This is a genomic window from Streptomyces sp. NPDC111507, assembly GCF_055638955.1.
Genome location: NZ_JBVKBU010000011.1, coordinates 226355 through 247545, shown reverse-complemented (window position 1 = coordinate 247545; position 21191 = coordinate 226355). Strand labels below are relative to the sequence as shown.

General features: G+C 70.7%; 19 protein-coding genes. 16 read left to right on the top strand and 3 right to left on the bottom strand.

The genetic code is table 11. The features are described from left to right. Positions 1 to 140 precede the first annotated feature (140 nt). From ACZ7M2_RS35585 to ACZ7M2_RS35565, 5 genes are all read left to right on the top strand, one after another. A complete protein-coding gene (locus ACZ7M2_RS35585; RefSeq protein ID WP_471598783.1) occupies positions 141 to 1334 on the top strand; it encodes an argininosuccinate synthase in 1194 nt (397 codons plus the stop codon). Between the two features lie 133 nt (positions 1335 to 1467). Further along, positions 1468 to 2901: an argininosuccinate lyase gene (argH, locus tag ACZ7M2_RS35580; RefSeq protein ID WP_471598782.1), complete on the top strand. Its 1434-nt coding sequence runs from the start codon at positions 1468 to 1470 to the stop codon at positions 2899 to 2901. Positions 2902 to 3055: 154 nt separating this feature from the next. Beyond that, entirely contained in the window at positions 3056 to 4027 is a 972-nt protein-coding gene (locus ACZ7M2_RS35575; protein WP_471598781.1) for an aldo/keto reductase, read from the top strand. A gap of 130 nt (positions 4028 to 4157) precedes the next feature. After that, a complete protein-coding gene (locus ACZ7M2_RS35570) occupies positions 4158 to 4703 on the top strand; it encodes a TetR/AcrR family transcriptional regulator (protein ID WP_180293076.1) in 546 nt (181 codons plus the stop codon). A gap of 2 nt (positions 4704 to 4705) precedes the next feature. Further along, positions 4706 to 6244, top strand: coding sequence for an MFS transporter (locus ACZ7M2_RS35565; protein ID WP_471598780.1), 1539 nt, complete (start codon positions 4706 to 4708; stop codon positions 6242 to 6244). A gap of 69 nt (positions 6245 to 6313) precedes the next feature. Here ACZ7M2_RS35565 and ACZ7M2_RS35560 read toward each other — a convergent pair whose 3' ends face one another. After that, complete coding sequence (locus tag ACZ7M2_RS35560; protein WP_351698901.1) at positions 6314 to 6985, bottom strand: lysophospholipid acyltransferase family protein; 672 nt, start codon at positions 6983 to 6985, stop codon at positions 6314 to 6316. A gap of 297 nt (positions 6986 to 7282) precedes the next feature. Here ACZ7M2_RS35560 and ACZ7M2_RS35555 point away from each other — a divergent pair, with 297 nt between their 5' ends. The 4 genes from ACZ7M2_RS35555 (at position 7283) to ACZ7M2_RS35540 (ending at position 10038) form a co-directional block, all read left to right on the top strand. Next, a complete protein-coding gene (locus tag ACZ7M2_RS35555; RefSeq protein ID WP_471598779.1) occupies positions 7283 to 7507 on the top strand; it encodes a hypothetical protein in 225 nt (74 codons plus the stop codon). 198 nt (positions 7508 to 7705) lie between these two features. Then, complete coding sequence (locus tag ACZ7M2_RS35550) at positions 7706 to 8908, top strand: glycerophosphodiester phosphodiesterase (RefSeq protein ID WP_471598778.1); 1203 nt, start codon at positions 7706 to 7708, stop codon at positions 8906 to 8908. A gap of 73 nt (positions 8909 to 8981) precedes the next feature. Next, positions 8982 to 9488 carry a sigma-70 family RNA polymerase sigma factor gene (locus tag ACZ7M2_RS35545; RefSeq protein WP_471598777.1) on the top strand — a complete coding sequence of 169 codons (507 nt, stop codon included), beginning with the start codon at positions 8982 to 8984 and terminating at the stop codon, positions 9486 to 9488. A gap of 46 nt (positions 9489 to 9534) precedes the next feature. Further along, positions 9535 to 10038, top strand: coding sequence for a GNAT family N-acetyltransferase (locus tag ACZ7M2_RS35540; RefSeq protein WP_095855737.1), 504 nt, complete (start codon positions 9535 to 9537; stop codon positions 10036 to 10038). Between the two features lie 43 nt (positions 10039 to 10081). Here ACZ7M2_RS35540 and ACZ7M2_RS35535 read toward each other — a convergent pair whose 3' ends face one another. Together ACZ7M2_RS35535 and ACZ7M2_RS35530 are read right to left on the bottom strand one after the other, a co-directional pair. After that, complete coding sequence (locus ACZ7M2_RS35535; RefSeq protein WP_097288849.1) at positions 10082 to 10456, bottom strand: hypothetical protein; 375 nt, start codon at positions 10454 to 10456, stop codon at positions 10082 to 10084. Positions 10457 to 10556: 100 nt separating this feature from the next. Beyond that, positions 10557 to 10916 carry a hypothetical protein gene (locus tag ACZ7M2_RS35530; RefSeq protein ID WP_471598776.1) on the bottom strand — a complete coding sequence of 120 codons (360 nt, stop codon included), beginning with the start codon at positions 10914 to 10916 and terminating at the stop codon, positions 10557 to 10559. A gap of 68 nt (positions 10917 to 10984) precedes the next feature. Here ACZ7M2_RS35530 and ACZ7M2_RS35525 point away from each other — a divergent pair, with 68 nt between their 5' ends. The 7 genes from ACZ7M2_RS35525 (at position 10985) to cobT (ending at position 21054) form a co-directional block, all read left to right on the top strand. Next, the gene (locus tag ACZ7M2_RS35525) at positions 10985 to 11632 is read left to right on the top strand and encodes an HAD family hydrolase (protein WP_471598775.1); all 648 of its coding nucleotides are present in this window, start codon (positions 10985 to 10987) and stop codon (positions 11630 to 11632) included. Positions 11633 to 12006: 374 nt separating this feature from the next. Next, complete coding sequence (locus ACZ7M2_RS35520) at positions 12007 to 13050, top strand: methionine ABC transporter ATP-binding protein (protein WP_471598774.1); 1044 nt, start codon at positions 12007 to 12009, stop codon at positions 13048 to 13050. Next, positions 13047 to 13784: a methionine ABC transporter permease gene (locus tag ACZ7M2_RS35515; protein WP_471598773.1), complete on the top strand. Its 738-nt coding sequence runs from the start codon at positions 13047 to 13049 to the stop codon at positions 13782 to 13784. Before ACZ7M2_RS35520 ends, ACZ7M2_RS35515 begins: the two co-directional genes overlap by 4 nt. A gap of 100 nt (positions 13785 to 13884) precedes the next feature. Next, positions 13885 to 14715, top strand: coding sequence for a MetQ/NlpA family ABC transporter substrate-binding protein (locus tag ACZ7M2_RS35510; RefSeq protein WP_099940355.1), 831 nt, complete (start codon positions 13885 to 13887; stop codon positions 14713 to 14715). A gap of 164 nt (positions 14716 to 14879) precedes the next feature. Then, positions 14880 to 15518, top strand: coding sequence for a GNAT family N-acetyltransferase (locus tag ACZ7M2_RS35505; protein ID WP_352047940.1), 639 nt, complete (start codon positions 14880 to 14882; stop codon positions 15516 to 15518). A gap of 175 nt (positions 15519 to 15693) precedes the next feature. Continuing rightward, positions 15694 to 16905: a precorrin-6y C5,15-methyltransferase (decarboxylating) subunit CbiE gene (gene cbiE, locus ACZ7M2_RS35500; RefSeq protein WP_099923739.1), complete on the top strand. Its 1212-nt coding sequence runs from the start codon at positions 15694 to 15696 to the stop codon at positions 16903 to 16905. 345 nt (positions 16906 to 17250) lie between these two features. After that, positions 17251 to 21054 carry a nicotinate-nucleotide--dimethylbenzimidazole phosphoribosyltransferase gene (cobT, locus tag ACZ7M2_RS35495; RefSeq protein ID WP_471598772.1) on the top strand — a complete coding sequence of 1268 codons (3804 nt, stop codon included), beginning with the start codon at positions 17251 to 17253 and terminating at the stop codon, positions 21052 to 21054. Positions 21055 to 21191: the final 137 nt, after the last annotated feature.

The following is a 21191-nucleotide window of genomic DNA, read 5'->3' as shown; positions in this document are numbered from 1 at the left end:
CGCGTTCCGTCGTTCAAACACCCTCAGACATTTTCGATCAGGGTTCTCCATGACCCCTTCGAGGGCGACCCGAGATTGACGAATCATGCGAAGCACTGCATACTCATGCATAACAGCGCATGCAGTGTGAGGAGAAACCCGTGACCGAGCGCGTCGTACTCGCCTACTCAGGCGGTCTGGACACCTCCGTCGCCATCGGCTGGATCGCCGAGGAGACGGGCGCCGAGGTCATCGCCGTCGCGGTCGACGTCGGTCAGGGCGGCGAGGACCTGGACGTCATCCGCAAGCGCGCCCTCGCCTGCGGTGCCGTCGAGGCCGAGGTCGCGGATGCCAAGGACGAGTTCGCCGAGGAGTACTGCCTCCCGGCGATCAAGGCCAACGCCCTCTACATGGACCGCTATCCGCTGGTGTCGGCCCTCTCCCGGCCGACCATCGTCAAGCACCTCGTCGCCGCCGCCCAGAAGCACGGCGCCACCACGGTCGCCCACGGCTGCACCGGCAAGGGCAACGACCAGGTGCGGTTCGAGGCCGGCATCGTTGCCCTCGCCCCCGGCCTCAAGTGCATCGCCCCGGTCCGCGACTACGCGATGACCCGCGACAAGGCGATCGCCTTCTGCGAGCAGAAGAACCTCCCGATCGCCACCACCAAGAAGTCCCCGTACTCCATCGACCAGAACGTCTTCGGGCGCGCGGTCGAGACGGGCTTCCTGGAGGACATCTGGAACGCGCCGATCGAGGACATCTACGAGTACACCTCGAACCCGGCCGAGGCCCGCGAGGCCGACGAGGTCGTCATCTCCTTCAAGGAGGGCGTCCCGGTCGCCGTCGACGGCAGGCCCGTCACCGTCCTGCAGGCCATCCAGCAGCTCAACGAGCGCGCCGGCGGCCAGGGCGTCGGCCGGATCGACATGGTCGAGGACCGGCTCGTGGGCATCAAGTCCCGCGAGGTGTACGAGGCCCCGGGTGCGATCGCGCTCATCACGGCCCACCAGGAGCTGGAGAACGTCACCGTCGAGCGTGAACTCGCCCGCTACAAGCGGCAGGTCGAGCAGCGCTGGGGCGAACTGGTCTACGACGGCCAGTGGTTCTCCCCGCTCAAGCGCGCCCTGGACGGCTTCATCGACGAGGCCAACCAGCACGTCAACGGTGACATCCGGATGACCCTGCACGGCGGCCGCGCGGTCGTCACCGGACGGCGCTCCGACACCTCGCTCTACGACTTCGACCTGGCGACATACGACACGGGCGACACGTTCGACCAGGCCGCCGCCAAGGGCTTCATCGACATCTACAGCCTGTCGTCGAAGATCGCCGCGAAGCGGGACCTCGGGTAACGGCTCGCACAACGGCTCGCGTAGCGGTTCGCGTTCGACGAGTTTCACCCCTCACGCACTAGCCTGACAGCCGCCTCCTCACTCACGGGTGGGGAGGCGTCGGCACATCCAGACCTTCCGAGGAGCAACGCAAGTGAGCAGCAACAGCGGTGACGTACGGCTCTGGGGCGGCCGTTTCGCCGACGGTCCCGCCGAGGCCCTGGCGAAGCTGTCCGCGTCCGTCCACTTCGACTGGCGGCTCGCGCCGTACGACATCGCCGGTTCGCGCGCCCACGCGCGCGTGCTGCACAAGGCGCACCTCCTTGACGACGACGAGCTGACCCGGATGCTCGCGGGCCTGGACCAACTCGAAGCGAACGTCGCCGACGGCTCCCTCGTCGGCACGATCGCCGACGAGGACGTCCACACGGCCCTGGAACGCGGCCTGTTGGAGATCCTCGGCCCCGACCTCGGCGGCAAGCTGCGCGCGGGCCGCTCCCGCAACGACCAGGTCGCGACCCTCTTCCGCATGTACCTGCGCGACCACGCCCGTACGATCGGCGGCCTGATCGCCGACCTCCAGGACGCGCTGATCGGCCTCGCGGAGGCCCACCCGGACGTGGCGATGCCCGGCCGCACCCACCTCCAGCACGCCCAGCCGGTCCTGTTCGCCCATCATGTCCTGGCCCACGTCCAGCCCCTGTGCCGGGACGCGGAACGCCTGCGTCAGTGGGACGAGCGCACGGCGGTCTCGCCGTACGGCTCCGGCGCGCTCGCGGGCAGCAGCCTCGGCCTGGACCCGGAGGCGGTGGCGAGGGACCTCGGCTTCGAACACGGCTCCGTCGCGAACTCCATCGACGGCACGGCCTCCCGCGACTTCGTGGCGGAGTTCGCCTTCATCACCGCGATGATCGGCGTGAACCTCTCCCGGATCGCCGAGGAGGTCATCATCTGGAACACGAAGGAGTTCTCCTTCGTCACCCTGCACGACGCCTTCTCCACCGGCTCGTCGATCATGCCGCAGAAGAAGAACCCGGACATCGCGGAGCTGGCGCGCGGCAAGTCGGGCCGTCTGATCGGCAACCTGACGGGCCTGATGGCGACACTCAAGGCGCTTCCGCTCGCGTACAACCGCGACCTCCAGGAGGACAAGGAGCCGGTCTTCGACTCCATCGACCAGCTCGAGGTCCTGCTCCCGGCCTTCACCGGCATGATGGCCACGCTGACCGTGCACCGGGAGCGCATGGAGGAGCTGGCCCCGGCCGGTTTCTCGCTCGCTACGGACATCGCCGAGTGGCTGGTCAAGCAGGGCGTGCCGTTCCGTGTCGCCCACGAGGTCGCCGGCGAGTGCGTCAAGGTCGCGGAGGCCGACGGCAAGGAGCTGAACGACCTCACCGACGAGCAGTTCGCGAAGATCTCGGCCCATCTCACCCCCGAGGTGCGCTCCGTCCTGAACGTCCCGGGTGCCCTCGCCTCCCGCGACGGCCGCGGCGGTACGGCACCCAGCGCGGTCGCCGTCCAGCTGGCCGAGGTGAAGACGGACGTGGCGGCCCAGCACGCGTGGGCCACGGCCAAAGAGAAGCGGTAGGGGAAGCGCCCCGAAAGGGGCGTGGGGAACTGCGTGAGCAACCCCCGCAATCCCGAACGCGCCCCATCACCGCGCCGGCGGAGCTCTGAGGCGAAGGTCATCGCGGGTTACGTTGGTCAGAAGCCGCACCGGAGCCGACCGAACGGAGCCCGCGATGCCCTTCGCCCGTCTCGCGACCGCCACGACGCCCACCTGCCACATCGGCCTGGGCCTCGCCGCCGTAGGCCGCCCGGGTTACATCAACCTCGGCCGAGACCATGACCTCGGAGAGGATCGCAGCGTCGAAACGCTGCGCGCCCGCACCCACGAACTCCTGGACGCCGCCTACGCGCAGGGCGTGCGCTACTTCGACGCGGCCCGCTCCTACGGCCGTTCGGAGGAGTTCCTCGCCGACTGGCTGAAGAGCCGGCCGGACGTCGACGACGTGGTCATCGGCAGCAAGTGGGGCTACACCTACACCGCGGACTGGACCACGGACGCCGAGAAGCACGAGGTCAAGGACCACACCCTCGCCACGTACGAGCGACAGCGCGCCGAGACCGCCGCGCTGCTCGGTGACCGGCTCGACCTCTACCAGATCCACTCGGTGACCCCGGACAGCCCGGCCCTCACCGACAAGGAACTCCACGCGAAACTCGCCGAGGCGGCCGCTCAGGGCCTTTCGGTCGGCTTCTCCACGAGCGGACCCGCCCAGGCCGAGGCCATCCGCGCCGCGCTGGCCGTGACGGTCGACGGCGAGCCCCTCTTCCGTACCGTCCAGTCCACGTACAACGTCCTGGAGACCTCGGCGGCTCGCGCCCTCGCCGAGGCGCACGACGCCGGGCTCACGGTGATCGTCAAGGAGGGCATGGCCAACGGCCGCCTGGCCGCCGAGCACGCGCCGGACGCGGTGCGGGCGATCGCCGAGGAGACCGGCCTCGGCGCCGACGCCGTCGCCCTCGCGCTGATCCTGCGGCAGCCCTGGGCCGGAGTCGTCCTCTCGGGTGCGGCCACCTCCGCCCAGCTCGCCTCGAACCTGCACGCGGCGGTCGTCGACCTGGACGAGGACCAGCTGACCCGCCTCGCGGCACTCGCGGAGGACCCGGACGTGTACTGGGAGCGGCGCGGGCAGCTGCCCTGGCACTGACCGCAGCGGAAATCCGGCGCGCCGCGAAAGCTGACATAGTCGCGCCGCAAAAGTTGACATAGCGGGGCACGGGTGAGACTCACGCGCTCCTGATGAGACAAATATGTCTCACATGGGGTACAGTTGTCTCATGGCCGTCGACCGTGACCACGTGCTGCGCAGCGCAGCCGCCCTGCTCACCCGTAAATCCACCGCCACCATGGACGAGGTCGCCCGGGCGGCCGGGATCAGCCGGGCCACGCTGCACCGCCAGTTCGCCGGACGGGACGCGCTCGTCCGGGCGCTGGAGGCCCTCGGTATCGAGGAGTGCGAGGCGGCACTCGATGCCACCCGCCTCGACGAGGGCACCGCGCAGGAGGCCCTGCGCCGCCTGGTGAAAGAGCTCGAACGCGTGGCCGGGCTGCTCGCCTTCCTCTACACCGAGAACCAGCTGTTCGAGGGCGAGGGGCAGAACGAGGGCTGGGCCCGGCTCGATGCCCGGATGGCCGCCCTGTTCCGGCGCGGCCAGGAGGGCGGCGAGTTCCGCATCGACCTCAGTCCCGCCTGGCTCACCGAGGCGCTCTACGGGCTGATGGCCTCGGGCGCGTGGGCCGTGACCGAGGGCCGCGTCGCCGCCAAGGACTTCCACTACATGATCGTCGAGCTGCTGCTCGGCGGCGCACTACGGAGAGAGTGATCATGACCAGCACCCTGCAGCCGGCCTTGACGGCGGAGGTGGAGAAGCGTCCGGGCCGTTGGCTCGCGCTCTGCGTCCTCGTCCTCGCCGTGCTGTTGGTGGCCGTCGACGCGACCGTGCTCGGTCTCGCGACCCCTTACATCAGCGAGGACCTCAAGCCCTCCGGCACCCAACTCCTGTGGATCGGTGACGTCTACTCGTTCGTCATCGCCGGTCTGCTCGTCTCGATGGGCAGCCTCGGCGACCGCATCGGCCGCAAGAAACTGCTGCTGATGGGCGCCACGGCGTTCGGCGCGATATCGGTGCTCAACGCGTACGCGACGACCCCGGAGATGATGATCCTGGCGCGGGCGCTGCTCGGAGTCGCGGGCGCGACCCTGATGCCCGCCACGCTCGCCCTCATCCGCAACCTCTTCCACGACCCGCGCGAACGCAGCCTCGCCATCGGCATCTGGGGCGCCACGGCCTCCGCCGGTACGGCGGTCGGGCCCGTCGTCGGTGGCTTCCTGCTCGAACACTTCTGGTGGGGTTCGGTCTTCCTCATCAACGTGCCCGTGATGCTGATCCTCGTCCCCGTCGGCATCAAGCTGCTGCCCGAGTCCCGCAACCCGAACCCCGGCCCCTGGGACCTGGCCAGCGTCGTGCTCTCCCTCGTCGGGATGATCGGCATCGTGTACGCGGTGAAGGAGGCCGCCACACACGGATTCACCTGGGAGCCGATGGCCGTCGGCGTGCTCGGCGCCGGGGCCCTCTACGGCTTCGTACGCCGTCAACTCGCGATGCCCGTACCGCTGCTGGACATGCGGCTGTTCCGCAACCGGGGCTTCTCGGCGGCGGTGCTCGCCGATCTGCTGACCGTCTTCGGCCTGTCCGGACTGGTCTTCTTCCTGTCCCAGTACCTGCAACTCGTCCAGGGCAGGCCGCCGTTCCAGGCGGGGCTCGCCGAACTGCCCGCCGCCATCGGCGCGGTGGGAGCGGGTCTGATCGCGGGCTCGGCCGCGCGCCGCTATTCGGTCCGTGCCGTGGTCTCCGGTGGTCTCGCCGCCGTGGGCCTCGCGCTCGGTGTGCTCACCCTGTTGAACCAGTCCACCGGCTACTCGGTGCTCGGCTCGGCGCTTCTGATCGTCGGCGTCGGCGCGGGCTTCTCGTTCACCGTCACCGCCGACGTGATCCTCTCCAGCGTGCCCAAGGAGCAGGCCGGCGCCGCGTCCGCGGTCTCCGAGACGGCGTACGAGCTCGGCGCCGCCCTCGGCATCGCCCTGCTCGGCTCCATCGTCACCGGCGTCTACGCGGGCTTCACCGGCCCCGCGGGCACCCCGGCAGGGGCCCACGAGTCCCTGGGCGGCGCGGTGGAGGCGGCGGCAACCCTGCCCACCCACACCGCGGAGGCCCTGCTGACCGCGGCGCGCGCATCCTTCGTGGACGGCCTGGCACTGGCGTCCGGCATCGGAGCGGCGGTACTGCTCGCCACGGCGGCAGCGGCATGGTTCCTGCTGAAGGGCCAGAAGCTCGAAAACGCAGGTGAGGAGATGCCCCGATAGGGGCGCGGGGAACTGCGCGACCAGCCACACTCCACCCGCACCCGAGGCACGGTCGAACCGCCGGAGGCGCTACGCGGCCTTCGCCTTCGTGGCGTACATGTCCACGTACTCCTGACCCGACAACCGCATGACCTCGGTCATCACGGAGTCGGTCACGGCCCGCAGCACATACCGGTCACGGTCCATGCCTTCGTACCGCGAGAACTCCATCGCCTCACCGAAGCGGACCGTGACGCGGCCCGGGCGCGGCATCCCCGCACCGCCGGGCTGCAGCTTGTCCGTGCCGATCATCGCGAACGGGACGACCGGGGCGCCGGTCATCAGGGTGAGGCGGGCGATACCGGTGCGGCCGCGGTAGAGCCGGCCGTCGGGGGAGCGGGTGCCCTCCGGATAGATGCCGAAGACCTTGCCCTCCTCCAGAACGCGACGGCCGGTCATCAGCGCCGCGACACCACCGTTGGCGCCGTCCCGGTCCACCGGGATCATGCCGACGCCGGTGAAGAACCAGGCCATGAGGCGGCCCTTGAACCCCTTGCCGGTGACGTACTCGTCCTTGCCGATGAAGAGCACCTGCCGGTCGCAGACCAGGGGCAGGATCATCGAGTCGATGAACGTGAGGTGGTTGCCGGCCAGGATGACGGGGCCGTCGCCCGGGATGTGCTCCACGCCTTCCACCCGTGGGCGGAACATCAGGCGCATGATCGGTCCGAGCACTGCCTTGATGAGCGCGAAGCGGGACAACGGGCCCTCCGGTGTCAAGGGATCGGTATGAAGTATGTGCAGGTGAGGACGATACTCGCGGCCCCCCGGTGATTGCACATCGGGTTCACCGACTGGATACGGACTGTTGACCAATGTTTACCTGAGGTGGCGGGCTGTTGCGCGTTCGTCACACGGACGGAAGCATGTGACGTATCTCGCGACGGCTTCGGCCGCCACGCCGGACGAGTTGCACAGGTTCGCCGGACGAGTCGCACAGTTCGACCGGGTCGCACGCCTTGCCCGGGTCGAACGTGGGAACGGGGGATTGTGGGATACATGATCGTGGCGCTCGCCGCCTCGGTCCTGATCTTCGGGAGTGCCGCGGTGGTCCTGATCCGCAGGGACCGCCGCCGCGTCTACGACGGCCCCGACTCGGCGCGGATCGAGGCGCAGGCGACCAGGGGCCTGTGCGACGCCCGCCGCCGCGCCCACGCGGCCCAGCACGTCAGCGACTCCGGGGCCGTCAGTGCCGCCCGGGACCCCGGAATCGGGAACCTCTGACCGCGTACCCGGACCGCGTACCCACCACCGTCACCCCGAAACTGATGGACCGCCAGCCCCCTTGTTCCGTACAGCTGTTCCGTACGCCATTCAGTGGCACCCACGTGTTCCGCCGCAGGTCTCCCTCCCGTCACGGAAGGGAACCTACGATCGACCCGCTTTGACAGGTACGGGGCGGTTACGGCGGGAGGAGCGCTCATGGGGACGCAGGAGACGCAGGGGACACCGGAGTCGCGGGAGCTGAACGGGCAGGACCGGGGCACGGCGCGACGCGCGCTGCTCGGGGCCGCGGTGCTCGGCGCGGGCGGAGCGGTCCTCGGGCTGCCGGGTGCGGCGAGAGCCGACGAGCGGCACGGGAGCGGCGGGCACGGCGGCGGCTACAAGAGCCTGCCGAAGCCGACCGTCATCGGTCACCGGGGCGCCAGCGGGTACCGGCCCGAGCACACCTTCGGCTCGTACCAGCTGGCCCTCGACCTGGGCGCCGACGTCGTCGAGGCTGGTGACCTGGTGCCCACCAAGGACGGCCACCTCGTCTGCCGGCACGAGCCGGAGATCGGCGGCACCACCGACGTGTCGGCGCACCCCGAGTTCGCCGACCGCAAGACCACCAAGACCCTCGACGGCGTCCCCACCACGGGCTGGTTCACCGAGGACTTCACCCTCGCCGAGCTGAAGACCCTGCGGGCCGTCGAGCGCATCCCCGCCAACCGCCCGCACAACACGCTCTACAACGGCCGCTGGGAGATCCCCACCTTCGAAGAGGTGCTCCACTGGCAGGACGAGCAGACCCGCAAGCGCGGCAAGCAGGTCTGGATCTACCCCGAGACCAAGCACCCCACCTACTTCCGGGCGCTGGGCCTCGGTCTGGAGGAGCGCCTGGCCAAGGTGCTCCGCAAGCACGGCAAGGACAAGAAGAACTCGCCGGTCATCATCCAGTCCTTCGAGCCGACCAGCATCCAGCGCCTCGACAAGCTGGTCGACAACCCGCTCGTCGTGCTGCTCTCGGCCGCCAACACCCGCCCCTGGGACTTCGTCACGACGGGCGACCCGCGCACCGTCGCCGACCTCGTCAAGCCCGAGGGCCTGAAGTGGATCGGCTCGTACGCGCAGGGCATCGGACCCACGCTCGACCTGGTCATCCCCAAGGACGCGAACGGCGCCCTCACCTCGCCGACCACGCTGGTCGCCGACGCGCACCGCGCGGGCCTGATCCTGCACCCGTACACCATGCGCAACGAGAACACCTTCCTGCCCGCGAACTTCCGGCAGGGCACCGACCCGAACGCCTACGGCGACGCGTTCGGCGCCTTCAAGACCTACTTCGGCACCGGCATCGACGGCGTTTTCTCGGACAACGCGGACACCGCGCTGCTCGCCCGCGAGGACTTCGTCAACGGCTGATCCACTCGCCCCGATGGGGTGACAGTCCCCCGCCCCGGCAACCCTGTGCCGGGGCGGCGGCGTCCCGCCGCATATGACCCACGAGATGGTTTCCACGCTGCGTCCGCTGCTCGCCGCCGAGGCCTCGGCGGAAGGCCTTGCGTCCGGGACCGAACCGGGCGACCTCGAACAGGCCGTCTGGCTGCGCCTCCTGGAGCGCCTCGACTCGGACGGGCCGCCCGTCGACCCGCAGAGCTGGTTGCGCCGCGCCGTGCGCTCCGAGGTCCGCCGCACCCGCCGCAGGGCCCGGTACGAACGGCCGTACGTCTCCGAGCCCGCCGACGAGAGCGGGCCGGACCCCGAACAGCAGGTGTTGACCGCCGACAGCCGGCGCGCCCTGCACGACGCGGTCCGCCGGCTGCCGGGCCGCTGCCCCAGCCTGATGGCGGCGCTGCTCTCCCCGAAGGACCTCACCTATCGGGAGATCGCAGGCGAGTTGGGTATCTCACAGGGCAGTCTGGGTCCGGAACGTTCCAGATGCCTGGGATGTCTGCGTCGATTGCTCTCCCCGGTGGTTGCGGCCCGCGCACCACGGGGATAGGAGTGGGGGACGACCGGTGGAACAGGTGAGCGGGAGGCATGCACACATGGGCATGAGCGTGACCATCTCGGCGGCGACCGAGCAGGACGCAGAGCAGATCCTCAAGCTGCAGTACCTCTGCTACCAGAGCGAGGCTGAGCTGTACGGGGACTACGGCATCGAGCCGCTCACTCAGCCGCTCGACTCCCTCAGGGCGGAGTTGGCGGACGGTACGGTCCTGGTGGCCAGGCTGGGCGAAGAGGTGGTGGCCTCGGTGCGAGGGGCCGTGGACCCGGACGGCACGGCCCGCATCAACAAGCTCATCGTCCATCCGCGCATGCAGCGCCACGGCCTGGGCGGGCGGCTGCTCGCCGCGATCGAGGCCAAGCTCGCGACGGACGGCGCGGCCAAGTCCTTCCAGCTCTTCACCGGCCACCGCAGCGACCGCAACCTGCGGATGTACCGCAAGCACGGCTACGCGCAGGTCTCCACGGAGCGCGTCGACGAGCGGCTCACCCTGGTGACCCTGCAGAAGGGCGCCGACACGGGCGCGTTCGTGACCAGCGCCTGACCAGCACCCGTGTTCCGGGCCCGAGCGACGGCTACGGCCCGAGCTACGCCGACCGGTCGGCCGTACGCGCCTTGCGCAGCCAGTACATGGCCGACAGCGGCAGCAGCACCGGGATGAACAGATAGCCGATCCCGTAGTCCGACCACACGGTGGCGTCGGGGAAGGCGGACGGCTCGACCAGCGTCCAGGTCCCGACGGTCAGCACGCCCACGAGCTCGGCGGCGCAGCACACCAGCGCCGCCCTGCGGGCCGTTTCGCCGCCGCGCACGAGAGAGTACGTGATGAAGCCGTAGACGAGGCCCGCGACCGCCGACAGCGAGTAGGCGAGCGGGGCCTTGTCGAACTCCGTCGAGATCTGGACGGCGGAGCGCGACACGGCGCCGACGACCATCACGCCGTACAGCCAGAGCAGCAGCATGCCGGGGCCGCTGATCAGCCGGGTGCGCTTCTTCCCCGGAATCTCCCGGCTCTCCTCATTCTCCTGAGGCGCGGTCCCGTTCTCCTCCGTGGCCGTCATCTCAGCCTCCCCAGATGTCATAGAGCCGCACCTCCAGTACGGCGAGGACGACACCGCCGGCCGCCACCGTGATCGATCCCCAGCGGGTGCGCTCCGCCAGCGACATGAAGCCCGCGGCCGGAATGCACGCGAAGGTACCGAGTAGATACGCCACGAAGATCGTCGTGCCCTGGTCGGGCTTCTCGCCGCGCGCCAGCTGGACGATGCCGACCACCAACTGGATCACGGCGAGCAGGGTCACCACGGCCATGCCGATGAAGTGCCAGTCCTTGGTGGGCTGATCACGGTAGGCGGCCCAGCCGCACCAGGCGGCGAGCGCGAGCGCGGCGACGGCGGTCGCGACCGTCAGGGCATCAAGCATGCCGTGACCCTATTACGGGCCAAAAGGCCCGATGCCCTCGCCCCCGGGCTGCCCGTAGGGTCGAGGGCATGAAGATCCACGCTGATGCCCTGCTGTTCGACAACGACGGGACGCTCGTCTCATCCCTCGAGTCGGTGAACCGGTGCTGGACACGATGGGCGCGCGAGTACGGGATCACCGCGGACGACTTCGCCCGGATCGAACTGCACGGCCGCCCCGCCGTCGAGATAGCCGCCGACCTGCTGCCCGCCGACCTCGTTCCCGAGGCGCTCGCGCGCATCGAACTGCTGGAGGTCGAGGACGTCCCCGGCGGCGTCCTTCTGCTCCCCGGCACCGCGGCGTTCCTCGACTCGCTGCCGGCCGACCGCTGGGCCGTCGTCACCTCCGCCACCCGGCGTCTGGCCGAGGCCCGGCTCGTCGAGGTCGGTATCCGGCCCAAGATGCTGATCTCCGCCGACGACATCACCCGCGGCAAGCCCGACCCCGAGCCCTACCTCCTCGCCGCCCGTGAACTGGGCGTCGACCCGGCCCGCTGCGTCGTCTTCGAGGACGCCCCGGCGGGCCTGCAGGCAGGCCGCGCCGCCGGGATGACCACCGTGGCGTTGGCCACAACCCACGAGGCGTCCGAGCTGGACGCGGACCTCGTGGTGAAGGACCTCTCGGCCCTGTCCGCACTGGTCATCGACGGGGGAGTGGAGATCTCCACCCGCGGCTGAGAGGTGTCCACCGCTGTCCGCCATGCGGACAGCGGTTCCGGGCCCCGCCTGTACGTCTGCTTTACTTGATCCCATGACCACGACGAGCAGCCGCATCCTTGCGACCGAGGCGACCATGACGCCCGGTGCTCGTTGTATGTGTCGAATGTGCGCCTTCTAGAGGGCCCCCGCACCACCGCCCCGTCTCGCGCCCCGAAGCGAGACCGCCGCGCCCTGTCCGTACCCCGTACGTGAGTGGCGCCGCCCCGCGCGCATGTTCTCCCCGGATTCATCCGGTTCCATCGCCACCGCGAGAACCGTGTCGCGTTCCCGACCGAATGCACCCGTGCCGGCGCACACCCGCGCCCCGCACTCGACAGTGACGGAAACCCCCAGTGATCACGACAACGGGCCTCACCAAAATTTATCGGGCTCACCGCTCGCGCGGCCGTGAAGTGACCGCCCTCGACGGCGTCGACCTGCACGTCCGTGAAGGCGAGGTGTACGGCGTCATCGGCCAGTCCGGCGCCGGCAAGTCCTCCCTCATCCGCTGCGTCAACCTCCTGGAGCGTCCCACCGCAGGCACGGTCACCGTCGCCGGCCAGGACCTCACCGCGCTCGTCGGCCGCGGCCCGCGCGCGGGCAAGGAGCTCCGCCAGGCCCGCAGCCGTATCGGCATGGTCTTCCAGCACTTCAATCTGCTGTCCTCGCGCACCGTCCAGGACAACGTCGAGCTGCCGCTCGAAATCCTTGGCCTGTCGGGGAAGGAACGATCCTCCAAAGCGCTCGGGCTGCTCGACCTGGTCGGTCTCTCCGATAAGGCCAAGGCCTACCCCGCCCAACTGTCCGGCGGCCAGAAGCAGCGCGTCGGCATCGCCCGCGCCCTGGCCGGCGACCCCAAGGTGCTGCTCTCCGACGAGGCCACCAGCGCCCTCGACCCGGAGACCACCCGCTCCATCCTCCAGCTGCTGCGCGACCTGAACCGGCAGCTGGGCCTGACGGTCCTGCTCATCACCCACGAGATGGACGTAGTCAAGACGATCTGCGACTCGGCCGCGCTCATGGAGCAGGGCCGCATCGTCGAGTCCGGCACCGTCAGCGAGCTGCTCGCGACCCCCGGCTCCGAACTCGCCGGTGCGCTCTTCCCGGTGAGCGGCGAGCCGTCCGGCGACGACCGCACCGTCATCGACGTCACCTTCCACGGCGACGCCGCCACCCAGCCCGTCATCTCGCAGCTCTCGCGCACGTACAACATCGACATCTCGATCCTCGGCGCCGCGATGGACACCGTCGCCGGCAAGCAGGTCGGCCGGATGCGCATCGAACTGCCCGGCCGCTACGAGGAGAACGTCGTGCCGATCGGATTCCTGCGCGAGCAGGGCCTGCAGATCGACATCCAGGGCCGGCAGCCCGTGCTCGTGAAGGACGGTGCCAAGTGACCTGGTCGGAGATGCAGCCCCTGCTGTCCCAGGCGTGTTGGGACACGCTCTACATGGTCGGCTGGTCGACGCTGATCGCGGTCGTCGGCGGTCTGCCGCTCGGCGTTCTGCTCGTCCTGACCGACCGCGGCGGACTCCTGCAGAACGTCGTCGTGAACAAGGTCATCGGGCAGGTCGTGAACATCGCCCGCTCGCTGCCTTTCATCATCCTGATGGTCGCGCTGATGAACTTCACGCGCACGATCACGGGAACGACCATCGGACGCGAGGCGGCGATCGTGCCGCTCGCCGTCGGCGCGATCCCCTTCTTCGCGCGCCTGGTCGAGACGGCGGTCCGCGAAGTGGACGGCGGTCTCGTCGAGGCCGTGCAGTCGATGGGCGGCAACACCTGGACCGTCGTGCGCAAGGTGCTCGTACCGGAGTCGCTGCCGTCGCTGATCTCCTCCGCGACCACCACGATCGTCGCCCTCATCGGCTACTCCGCGATGGCCGGCACCGTCGGCGCCGGCGGGCTCGGCGACATCGCCATCCGCTACGGCTACCAGCGCTTCGAGACCGGACTCATGTGGATCACCGTGGCGATCCTCGCGGTCGTCATCTCCCTCATCCAGTTCGCGGGCGACTACGCGGCCCGCACGCTGCACCGGCGCGGCGGCCACTCCGGCGCCGCCCCGAAGCTACGGCTGCTGAAGGCCAAGGAGCCCGCCACCGCGGAGGCCGGCAAGGTCGCCTGAGGCCGCCCGTACACCCTCTCCGGTTCTCTCGCCCCACCCGCAGATTTCCCCGTAACCACCCACCGCGGGGTCGCTCCACCCTTAAGGAAAGGCACTTTTCGTGCGTAACACCGCCAAGATCACCACCGCAGTCCTCGCCGCCGGAGCCCTCACCCTCGGCCTCTCCGCCTGCGGCTCGGACAAGAGCAGCAGCGCCTCCGACACCAGCGGTCCGCTGGTCGTGGCCGCGAGCCCCACCCCGCACGCCGAGATCCTCGACTACATCAAGGACAACCTGGCGAAGAAGGCCGGCCTCGACCTGCAGGTCAAGGAGTTCACGGACTACGTCACGCCGAACACGGCGACCGAGGACGGGTCCGTCGGCGCCAACTACTTCCAGAACCAGCCGTACCTCGACGACTTCAACAAGAAGAACGGCACCCACATCGTGCCCGTCGTCACGGTCCACCTGGAACCGCTCGGTCTCTACTCCCACAAGGTCAAGAAGACCGACGAGCTCAAGAGCGGTGCGACGGTGGCCGTCCCGAACGACACCGTCAACGAGGCGCGGGCGCTCAAGCTGCTGGCCTCCAAGGGACTCATCACGCTCAAGGACGGCGCGGGCAACAGCGCGACCACTCAGGACATCGCGAAGAACCCGAAGAACCTCAAGTTCAAGGAGCTGGAGGCGGCCCAGACCCCGCGCTCCCTCGACGATGTCGACGCCGCGGTGATCAACGGCAACTACGCCATCTCGTCCGGCCTCAAGCCGGCCAAGGACGCGCTCTTCCTGGAGTCCGCGACGAACAACCCCTACGGCAACTTCCTGGCCGTCAAGAAGGGCAACGAGAGCGACCCGCGGGTGAAGAAGCTCGCCAAGCTCCTGACCTCGCCCGAGGTCAAGAAGTTCATCGAGGACAAGTACGCCGGTTCGGTCATCCCGTCGTTCTAGTTCCGGTCATCCCGTCGTTCCGGCCGGGTCACCGTACGGGGTCCACTCCATCACTCGGAGTGGACCCCGTGGTGCAGTTCGGTGGCCTCATGCTGCATGCTGGGCAGTTCAGCGGGCCCGAAGGATCCGAGGGCCCGACGTCCCCGACGGTTACGGAGCGGCGCATGACCAGCACCTTCCCCGACATCTCCATCAGCACGGAGCGGTTGGTCCTGCGTGCGCTCGACGAGGACGACATCCCCTCCCTGGCCGCGATGATGAACGACGAGCAGGTCGGGGCCTGGACCGACGTGCCCCAGCCCTACACCGAGGACGCGGCCCGCACCTGGATCACCGAGTACGCGCCCACCGAACGCACGGCGGGCCGGGGTCTCGACCTCGCCGTCACCGAGTTCCTCACCCAGCGCCTGGTCGGCATCGTGCAGCTCGCCAAGACCAACTGGCATGTGCGCTCCACCGAACTGTCGTACGTCATCGCCCCCTGGGCCCGCGGCGAGGGCTACGCCTCCGAGGCGGCGCTCGCCACCGCCCAATGGCTCTTCCGCGACCAGAAGTTCGAGCGCATCGAACTGCGCACGGCGGCCGACAACACCGCCTCCCAGCAGGTCGCGCAGAAGATCGGCTGCATCAGCGAGGGCGTCCTGCGCAACGCCTGTATAGCGCACACCCGCACCGAGGACGGCCGCTGGGTGGACGTGCGCACCGACTTCATCATCTGGAGCCTCCTTCCGGAGGACCTCGACGGAGTCGGCGACCAGCTCGCCGACACGGGTGGTTTCACGTCGTTCTCCGACTGGAACTGAACCCGCGGGATTCCCCGCGCCGCATCCGGGGGACGTCCCGCACCGCGTTCGGAAGAACCGCTCCCACCCGGCAGAGATCTGTGCGCCCGCACCCAGCAACACCAGGTACCCTCACGGAGCCCGCCCGCGGGCTGCCCACCGACGACCTGCGAAAACCTTCTGGAGACTGACGACGATGGCCGACCGGGTCACGGTGATCGGCTGGGACGGCTCGCCCTTGACCGCCGCGGCGCGCTCCGCCCTCGGCGCGGCCACGCTGGTGGCCGGAGCGGCGCACCACCTGGCGCTCCCTGAGGTCCCCCGGGCCGCCGAACGCATCCGCCTCGGCAGCGTCTCCCTCGCCGCCCGCCGCATCGCGGGCCACCGCGGCAGCGCCGTCGTCCTCGCCGACGGCGACCCCGGCTTCTTCGGAGTCGTACGCACCCTGCGGGCCCCCGAGTTCGGCCTGGAGGTCGAAGTCGTGCCCGCCGTCTCCTCGGTCGCCGCCGCCTTCGCCCGCGCCGGCATGCCCTGGGACGACGCACAGGTGGTCGTGGCACACCGCCGCACCCTGCGCCGCGCGGTGAACGTCTGCCGCGCCCACACCAAGGTCGCCGTCCTCACCTCGCCCGGCGCCGGCCCCGCCGAACTCGGCCTGCTCCTCGAAGGAGTCCACCGCACCTTCGTCATCTGCGAGGAACTCGGCACCGCGAGCGAGCGGGTCACCATCCTCACCTCCGACAAGGCCGCCGACCACACCTGGCGCGACCCCAACGTCGTCATCGTCATCGGCGGTTTCGTGGCCGCGGCCGAGGACGGCGGCTGGATCGCCGGACGCGACCCGGGCACCGGACCGCGCGGCTGGGCGCTGCCCGCACAGGCGTACGGCGGCGCACTGGGAGAAGGCGAAACGGATCTGCTGCGCGCCGCCCAACTCGCCCGGCTGGGCCCGCGCGTCGGTGACCTCGTGTGGGACATCGGCTCCGGCAGCGGCGCCTTCGCCACCGAGGCGGCGCGCACCGGCGCGGCGGTCATCGCCGTCGACCGCAACCCCGGCTCCTGCGCCCGCACCGAGGACTCCGCGCGCCGCTACGGCGTCCAGATGCAGATCGTGCACGGCACCGCGCCGCACGTCCTGGAGAACCTCCCCGAACCCGATGTCGTACGTGTCGGCGGCGGGGGAGTGCAGGTCGTCTCGGCCGTCGCCGACCGCCGTCCGCAGCGCATCGTGACGCACGCGGCGACCCGCGACGCGGCCGAACTCGTGGGACGTGATCTCAGCGAGCACGGATATCAGGTCGAATGCGCCCTCATTCAGTCCGTCGAACTCGACACAAGGGCCTGGACGGAGACCGAGCGGAGCGTCGCGTTCCTGCTCACAGGCCGTCTGCCCGATCGCAACCCGTGATCCTGTTGTCGTACTGCGCGCGGTAGGCTGGCCGATCGTTGTACCGCTCCAGGGCGATCGGCCTTTCGTAGGCCAATGTCCGGAAAACGCGCCCGTTTTGAGGCGTGTGTGGTACGGCAGAACCTGAGGACGCGCAACGTGGCGCAGTCCACAGCGGGCCGTCGCGGATCAAGCTGTCGCGAGGGTCGGACGACCGGGACAATGCCTGCTAATGGCTTTGTCGTCTTTGTTGGCCGGTCGTTCGTGCCGCTGGGCACGCACGCTCGTTCTTCACTGCGGGGCGGTCGGTGCGCCGTTCCGGGCGAGCAGGACTTGGAAGCACTAACCGATGGGCGAGGGGTACGCATGACCGACACCGGCCAGGTCCCGGGCGAGGGACTGCCGGAGAACGCAGGCATGGTGGAGCAGCCGGGCGTCCTCGCCCCGGGCGCGTACACCTTCCTCGACCCCTCCGAGAACCCCGCCGAGGACGACGACCTGCTTCTCATGCCGGGCGCACAGGGAGCGTGGGGCAACGAGGTGGCCCCGCCGCCCCCGCAGCCCCTCGTCGAGGAGCAGCCTCTCGTCCATGAGCCGGGGCCGCACGAGACGGCCGGCCGGGACAGCGGTTCGCTCGACCTCAGTGGCGTCCGCGTACCCGGCTCCGCGCCCGCCCCGCAGCCGACGGCGCCGCGCCGTCCGCTGCACCTCGGGCCGCCGACTCCGGACGGCTCCGCGAGCCCGGTGCGTTCGCTCGCCGACCGCGGCCCCGCCGCCGCGCCCATGGCCACCCCGATGAATCCCATGACTCCCCCAACTCCGGTACGGCACGCGGGTCCCCCGACGACCGGTCCCGAGTACCTCGACGTATCGCAGCTCTCCGAGATCCCGCCGCAGGGCGCGGTGCCGTGGGGAGCGCCGCCGGTGGGTCCCGAGGGGGCGGCTGCAGAAACGGTCGTCCCGTCGGCCGTCCAGGGCCCCGCGGCCGGAGTGGTCGCCGAGGCGCTGACGGTGCCGGAGGCGGCGCCGGCCGCTGAGGCCGCCGAGCCCGCGGAATTCGCCCCGGTTCCGCAGACCGCGGAAGCGGTCGAGGCGGTCGAGGCTGAGGGATTCGCGCAGGTGCCCCAGGCTCCGGAGGCCGCCCACACGCCCGAGGTGGCGGAGGGTCACTTCGTCCAGCAGGCCGTGGAGGCCGCGCCGAGCCCCGAGACCGGGCCGAGCCTTGAGGCCGAGCAGACCTTCGAGATGGCGCCGAGCCCCGAGAGCGGGCCGAGCTTCGAGGCCGAGCAGAGCTTCGAGATGGCGGCGGGCCCTGAGGCCGCGCCCGCGCCGGACGGCTTCCCGGCCCCCGAGGTCCCGGAGGCGGCTCCCGCTGCGACGCCCTTCCCGGTGGCCCAGGACCTCCCGCACCTGGCCCCGACCGCGGACGACACCGCCGGTCACCTTGCCGACACCCCGGCACAGGTTTCCGAGGCGGGAGAGCCCTTGGTGACCGAGCAGGTGCTCCAGCCCGCGCCGGACCCGCAGTCGACGCCCGCGGACGACCCGAGGCCCACCGAACAGGCCACCCACCTCGCCGAGCCCGTGGCTCAGGCGGTGGACCAAGAGCCCCGGTTCCCGGCTCAGGACGCCCGGTTCCCGGAAGCAGGTGTCCACACCCCGGAACCCGTGGTCCAGTCGGCGGACAACGGCGTGGAGCCCGCGTCCCACGCGGAGGCCGCGCAGCCCGAGTTCGCCCCGGAGCCCCTCGTGGTGTCCGCCGCCCACGCCGCCGCCGAGGCCCAGGCGCAGGTGGCGCACGCCGCGGACGACTCGTACGGACACGCACTCCCCGGCGTCGAGGCCTTCCCGGTCCAGGCCGCGCAGTTCGCGGTCCCCGCCGCGGCCCACGCCGCGTTCGCCGAGGCCGGTGCCGGTGTACCGGTCGGCGTGGCCGCCCACGCTCAGGCGCCGCACGCGGCCACGAACCAGTCGCACGGCGAGCACCGCCCCGGCGACACGGCAGGCGCACCCGGATTCCAGGGCGCCCCCCTGGACTCCGCCGCGGACCAGTCCCTCGGCCGGTTCGTGCCCGTCGAGGGCACGGTGCCGACGACCCCGCACCTGGCCCCGACTCCGCCGCACGCCATGACCGTGCCGCCGCTGCCCACGGAGGAGCGGCCCCCGGTCGAAGAGCCCCCGGCGATGGCGGAAGCGGTGGAGAGCCAGGAGGCTCCCCTCGCCCCTCTCGCCGAGGCGGAGCCCGCCATCGAGGCGGAGCCCGTCGTTCCGGTTCCCGCGCCCCGCGCGGCCGAAGCCGAGACGCCCCCCGTACCGGAGCCGTTCGAGGCGGACCCGGAGCCCGTAGTAGTCGCACAGCAAGCGGACGACCTGGACACCCAGGTCGCCGACCAGGAAGAGAGCACGGCCGCAGTGGAAGACGCACGAGAGTCCACCGGCCCCGCGGCCCCCGGCTACGACGACGCCGAGCGCGAGGCCGTGCTGCGCGTGATGCGCGAGCGCCGCGACATCCGCAACGGCTTCCGCAGTGACCCGATCCCGCACGACGTGCTGCTGCGGGTCCTTGAGGCCGCGCACACCGCGCCGTCCGTCGGCCACTCCCAGCCCTGGGACTTCGTCGTCATCCGCTCCGCCGAGACCCGGCGCACGATGCACGAACTGGCCGCCCGTCAGCGCGAGGCGTACGCCAAGTCGCTGCCCAAGGGGCGCGCGAAGCAGTTCAAGGAACTGAAGATCGAGGCCATCCTCGACACCCCGGTGAACATCGTCGTCACCGCCGACCCGACCCGCGGCGGCCGTCACACCCTGGGCCGTCACACCCAGCCCCAGATGGCCCCGTACTCCTCCGCGCTCGCGGTCCAGAACCTGTGGCTCGCGGCCCGCGCCGAGGGCCTCGGCGTCGGCTGGGTCAGCTTCTTCGACGAGCGTGAGATGGTCCGCGCCCTCGGCCTGCCCGAGCACCTGGACGTGGTGGCCTACCTCTGCGTCGGCTACGTCGACGAGTTCCCCGAGGAGCCCGAGCTGATGCAGGCCGGCTGGTCCAAGCGCCGCCCGCTGTCCTGGGTCGTGCACGAGGAGACGTACGGCCGCCGCGCGCTGCCCGGTGAGGAGCCGCACGACCTGCTCGCCGAGACGGTCTCCAACATCCGCCCGCTGGACGCCAAGGCGCTCGGTGAGGCGTGGGAGCGCCAGAAGCGGATGACCAAGCCCGCGGGCGCGCTCGGCATGCTGGAGATCATCTCCGCGCAGCTGTCCGGCCTGTCCCGGATGTGCCCGCCGCCGATCCCGGAGCCCGCCGCCGTCGCGATCTTCGCGGGCGACCACGGCGTGCACGCCCAGGGCGTCACTCCCTGGCCGCAGGAGGTCACCGGCCAGATGGTGGCCAACTTCCTGGGCGGCGGCGCGGTCTGCAACGCCTTCGCCAACCAGGTGGGTGCCGAGGTCTGCGTCATCGACGTGGGCGTCGCCTCCGACCTCCCCGCGACCCCGGGTCTCCTCCCGCGCAAGGTCCGCGCGGGCACCGCCGACATGACGACCGGCCCCGCGATGACCCGCGAAGAGGTCACGGCCGCCATCGAAGTGGGCATCGAGACGGCCCGCGACCTCGTGGCGGCCGGCAACAAGGCCCTGCTGACCGGCGAGATGGGCATCGCCAACACCACCGCGTCGGCGGCCCTGATCTCCGTCTTCACGGACACCGACCCGTCCGAGGTGACGGGCCGGGGCACCGGCATCAACGACGAGACCCTCGCCCGCAAGACCGAGGTCGTGCGCCGCGCCATCGAACTCCACCAGCCGGACCCGGCCGACCCCATCGGTGTCCTCGCCGCGATCGGCGGCCTCGAACACGCCGCCATGGTCGGCCTGCTCCTCGGTGGCGCCTCCCTGCGTACGCCGGTGATCCTGGACGGGGTCAGCGCCGGCGCCGCCGCCCTCGTGGCCCGCGCCATCGCCCCCGAGGTCCTCGCGGCCTGCATCGCGGGTCACCGCAGCGCCGAGCCCGGCCACGTCGCCGCCCTGAACAAGCTGGGCCTGCGCCCCCTGGTCGACCTGGATCTGCGCCTCGGCGAGGGCACGGGCGCCCTGCTGGCGCTGCCGGTGGTCCAGAGCGCGGCGCGGGCGATGCACGAGGTGGCGACGTTCGACTCCGCAGGGGTCACCGAGAAGTAGACCGACGACGCACCCGCTCGTGCGGGGGGTCGGGGGCGCAGCCCCCACGCGGCGGAGCCGCACAGTGTCACTGCCGGGACGGGGCGGGACGGGGCGGGCTCAGGGAAGGAGCCCCTCCCGCCCCCGCCGTATCGTGG

What these genes read in the sequence shown, in the direction of transcription:
- ACZ7M2_RS35575 (WP_471598781.1), top strand. Translation starts at nt 3,056, where the DNA reads ATGCCCTTCGCCCGTCTCGCGACCGCCACGACGCCCACCTGCCACATC.
- ACZ7M2_RS35570 (WP_180293076.1), top strand. Translation starts at nt 4,158, where the DNA reads ATGGCCGTCGACCGTGACCACGTGCTGCGCAGCGCAGCCGCCCTGCTC.
- ACZ7M2_RS35565 (WP_471598780.1), top strand. Translation starts at nt 4,706, where the DNA reads ATGACCAGCACCCTGCAGCCGGCCTTGACGGCGGAGGTGGAGAAGCGT.
- ACZ7M2_RS35555 (WP_471598779.1), top strand. Translation starts at nt 7,283, where the DNA reads ATGATCGTGGCGCTCGCCGCCTCGGTCCTGATCTTCGGGAGTGCCGCG.
- ACZ7M2_RS35550 (WP_471598778.1), top strand. Translation starts at nt 7,706, where the DNA reads ATGGGGACGCAGGAGACGCAGGGGACACCGGAGTCGCGGGAGCTGAAC.
- ACZ7M2_RS35545 (WP_471598777.1), top strand. Translation starts at nt 8,982, where the DNA reads ATGACCCACGAGATGGTTTCCACGCTGCGTCCGCTGCTCGCCGCCGAG.
- ACZ7M2_RS35540 (WP_095855737.1), top strand. Translation starts at nt 9,535, where the DNA reads ATGGGCATGAGCGTGACCATCTCGGCGGCGACCGAGCAGGACGCAGAG.
- ACZ7M2_RS35535 (WP_097288849.1), bottom strand. Translation starts at nt 10,456, where the DNA reads ATGCTGCTGCTCTGGCTGTACGGCGTGATGGTCGTCGGCGCCGTGTCG.
- ACZ7M2_RS35530 (WP_471598776.1), bottom strand. Translation starts at nt 10,916, where the DNA reads ATGCTTGATGCCCTGACGGTCGCGACCGCCGTCGCCGCGCTCGCGCTC.
- ACZ7M2_RS35525 (WP_471598775.1), top strand. Translation starts at nt 10,985, where the DNA reads ATGAAGATCCACGCTGATGCCCTGCTGTTCGACAACGACGGGACGCTC.
- ACZ7M2_RS35505 (WP_352047940.1), top strand. Translation starts at nt 14,880, where the DNA reads ATGACCAGCACCTTCCCCGACATCTCCATCAGCACGGAGCGGTTGGTC.
- cbiE (WP_099923739.1), top strand. Translation starts at nt 15,694, where the DNA reads ATGGCCGACCGGGTCACGGTGATCGGCTGGGACGGCTCGCCCTTGACC.
- cobT (WP_471598772.1), top strand. Translation starts at nt 17,251, where the DNA reads ATGACCGACACCGGCCAGGTCCCGGGCGAGGGACTGCCGGAGAACGCA.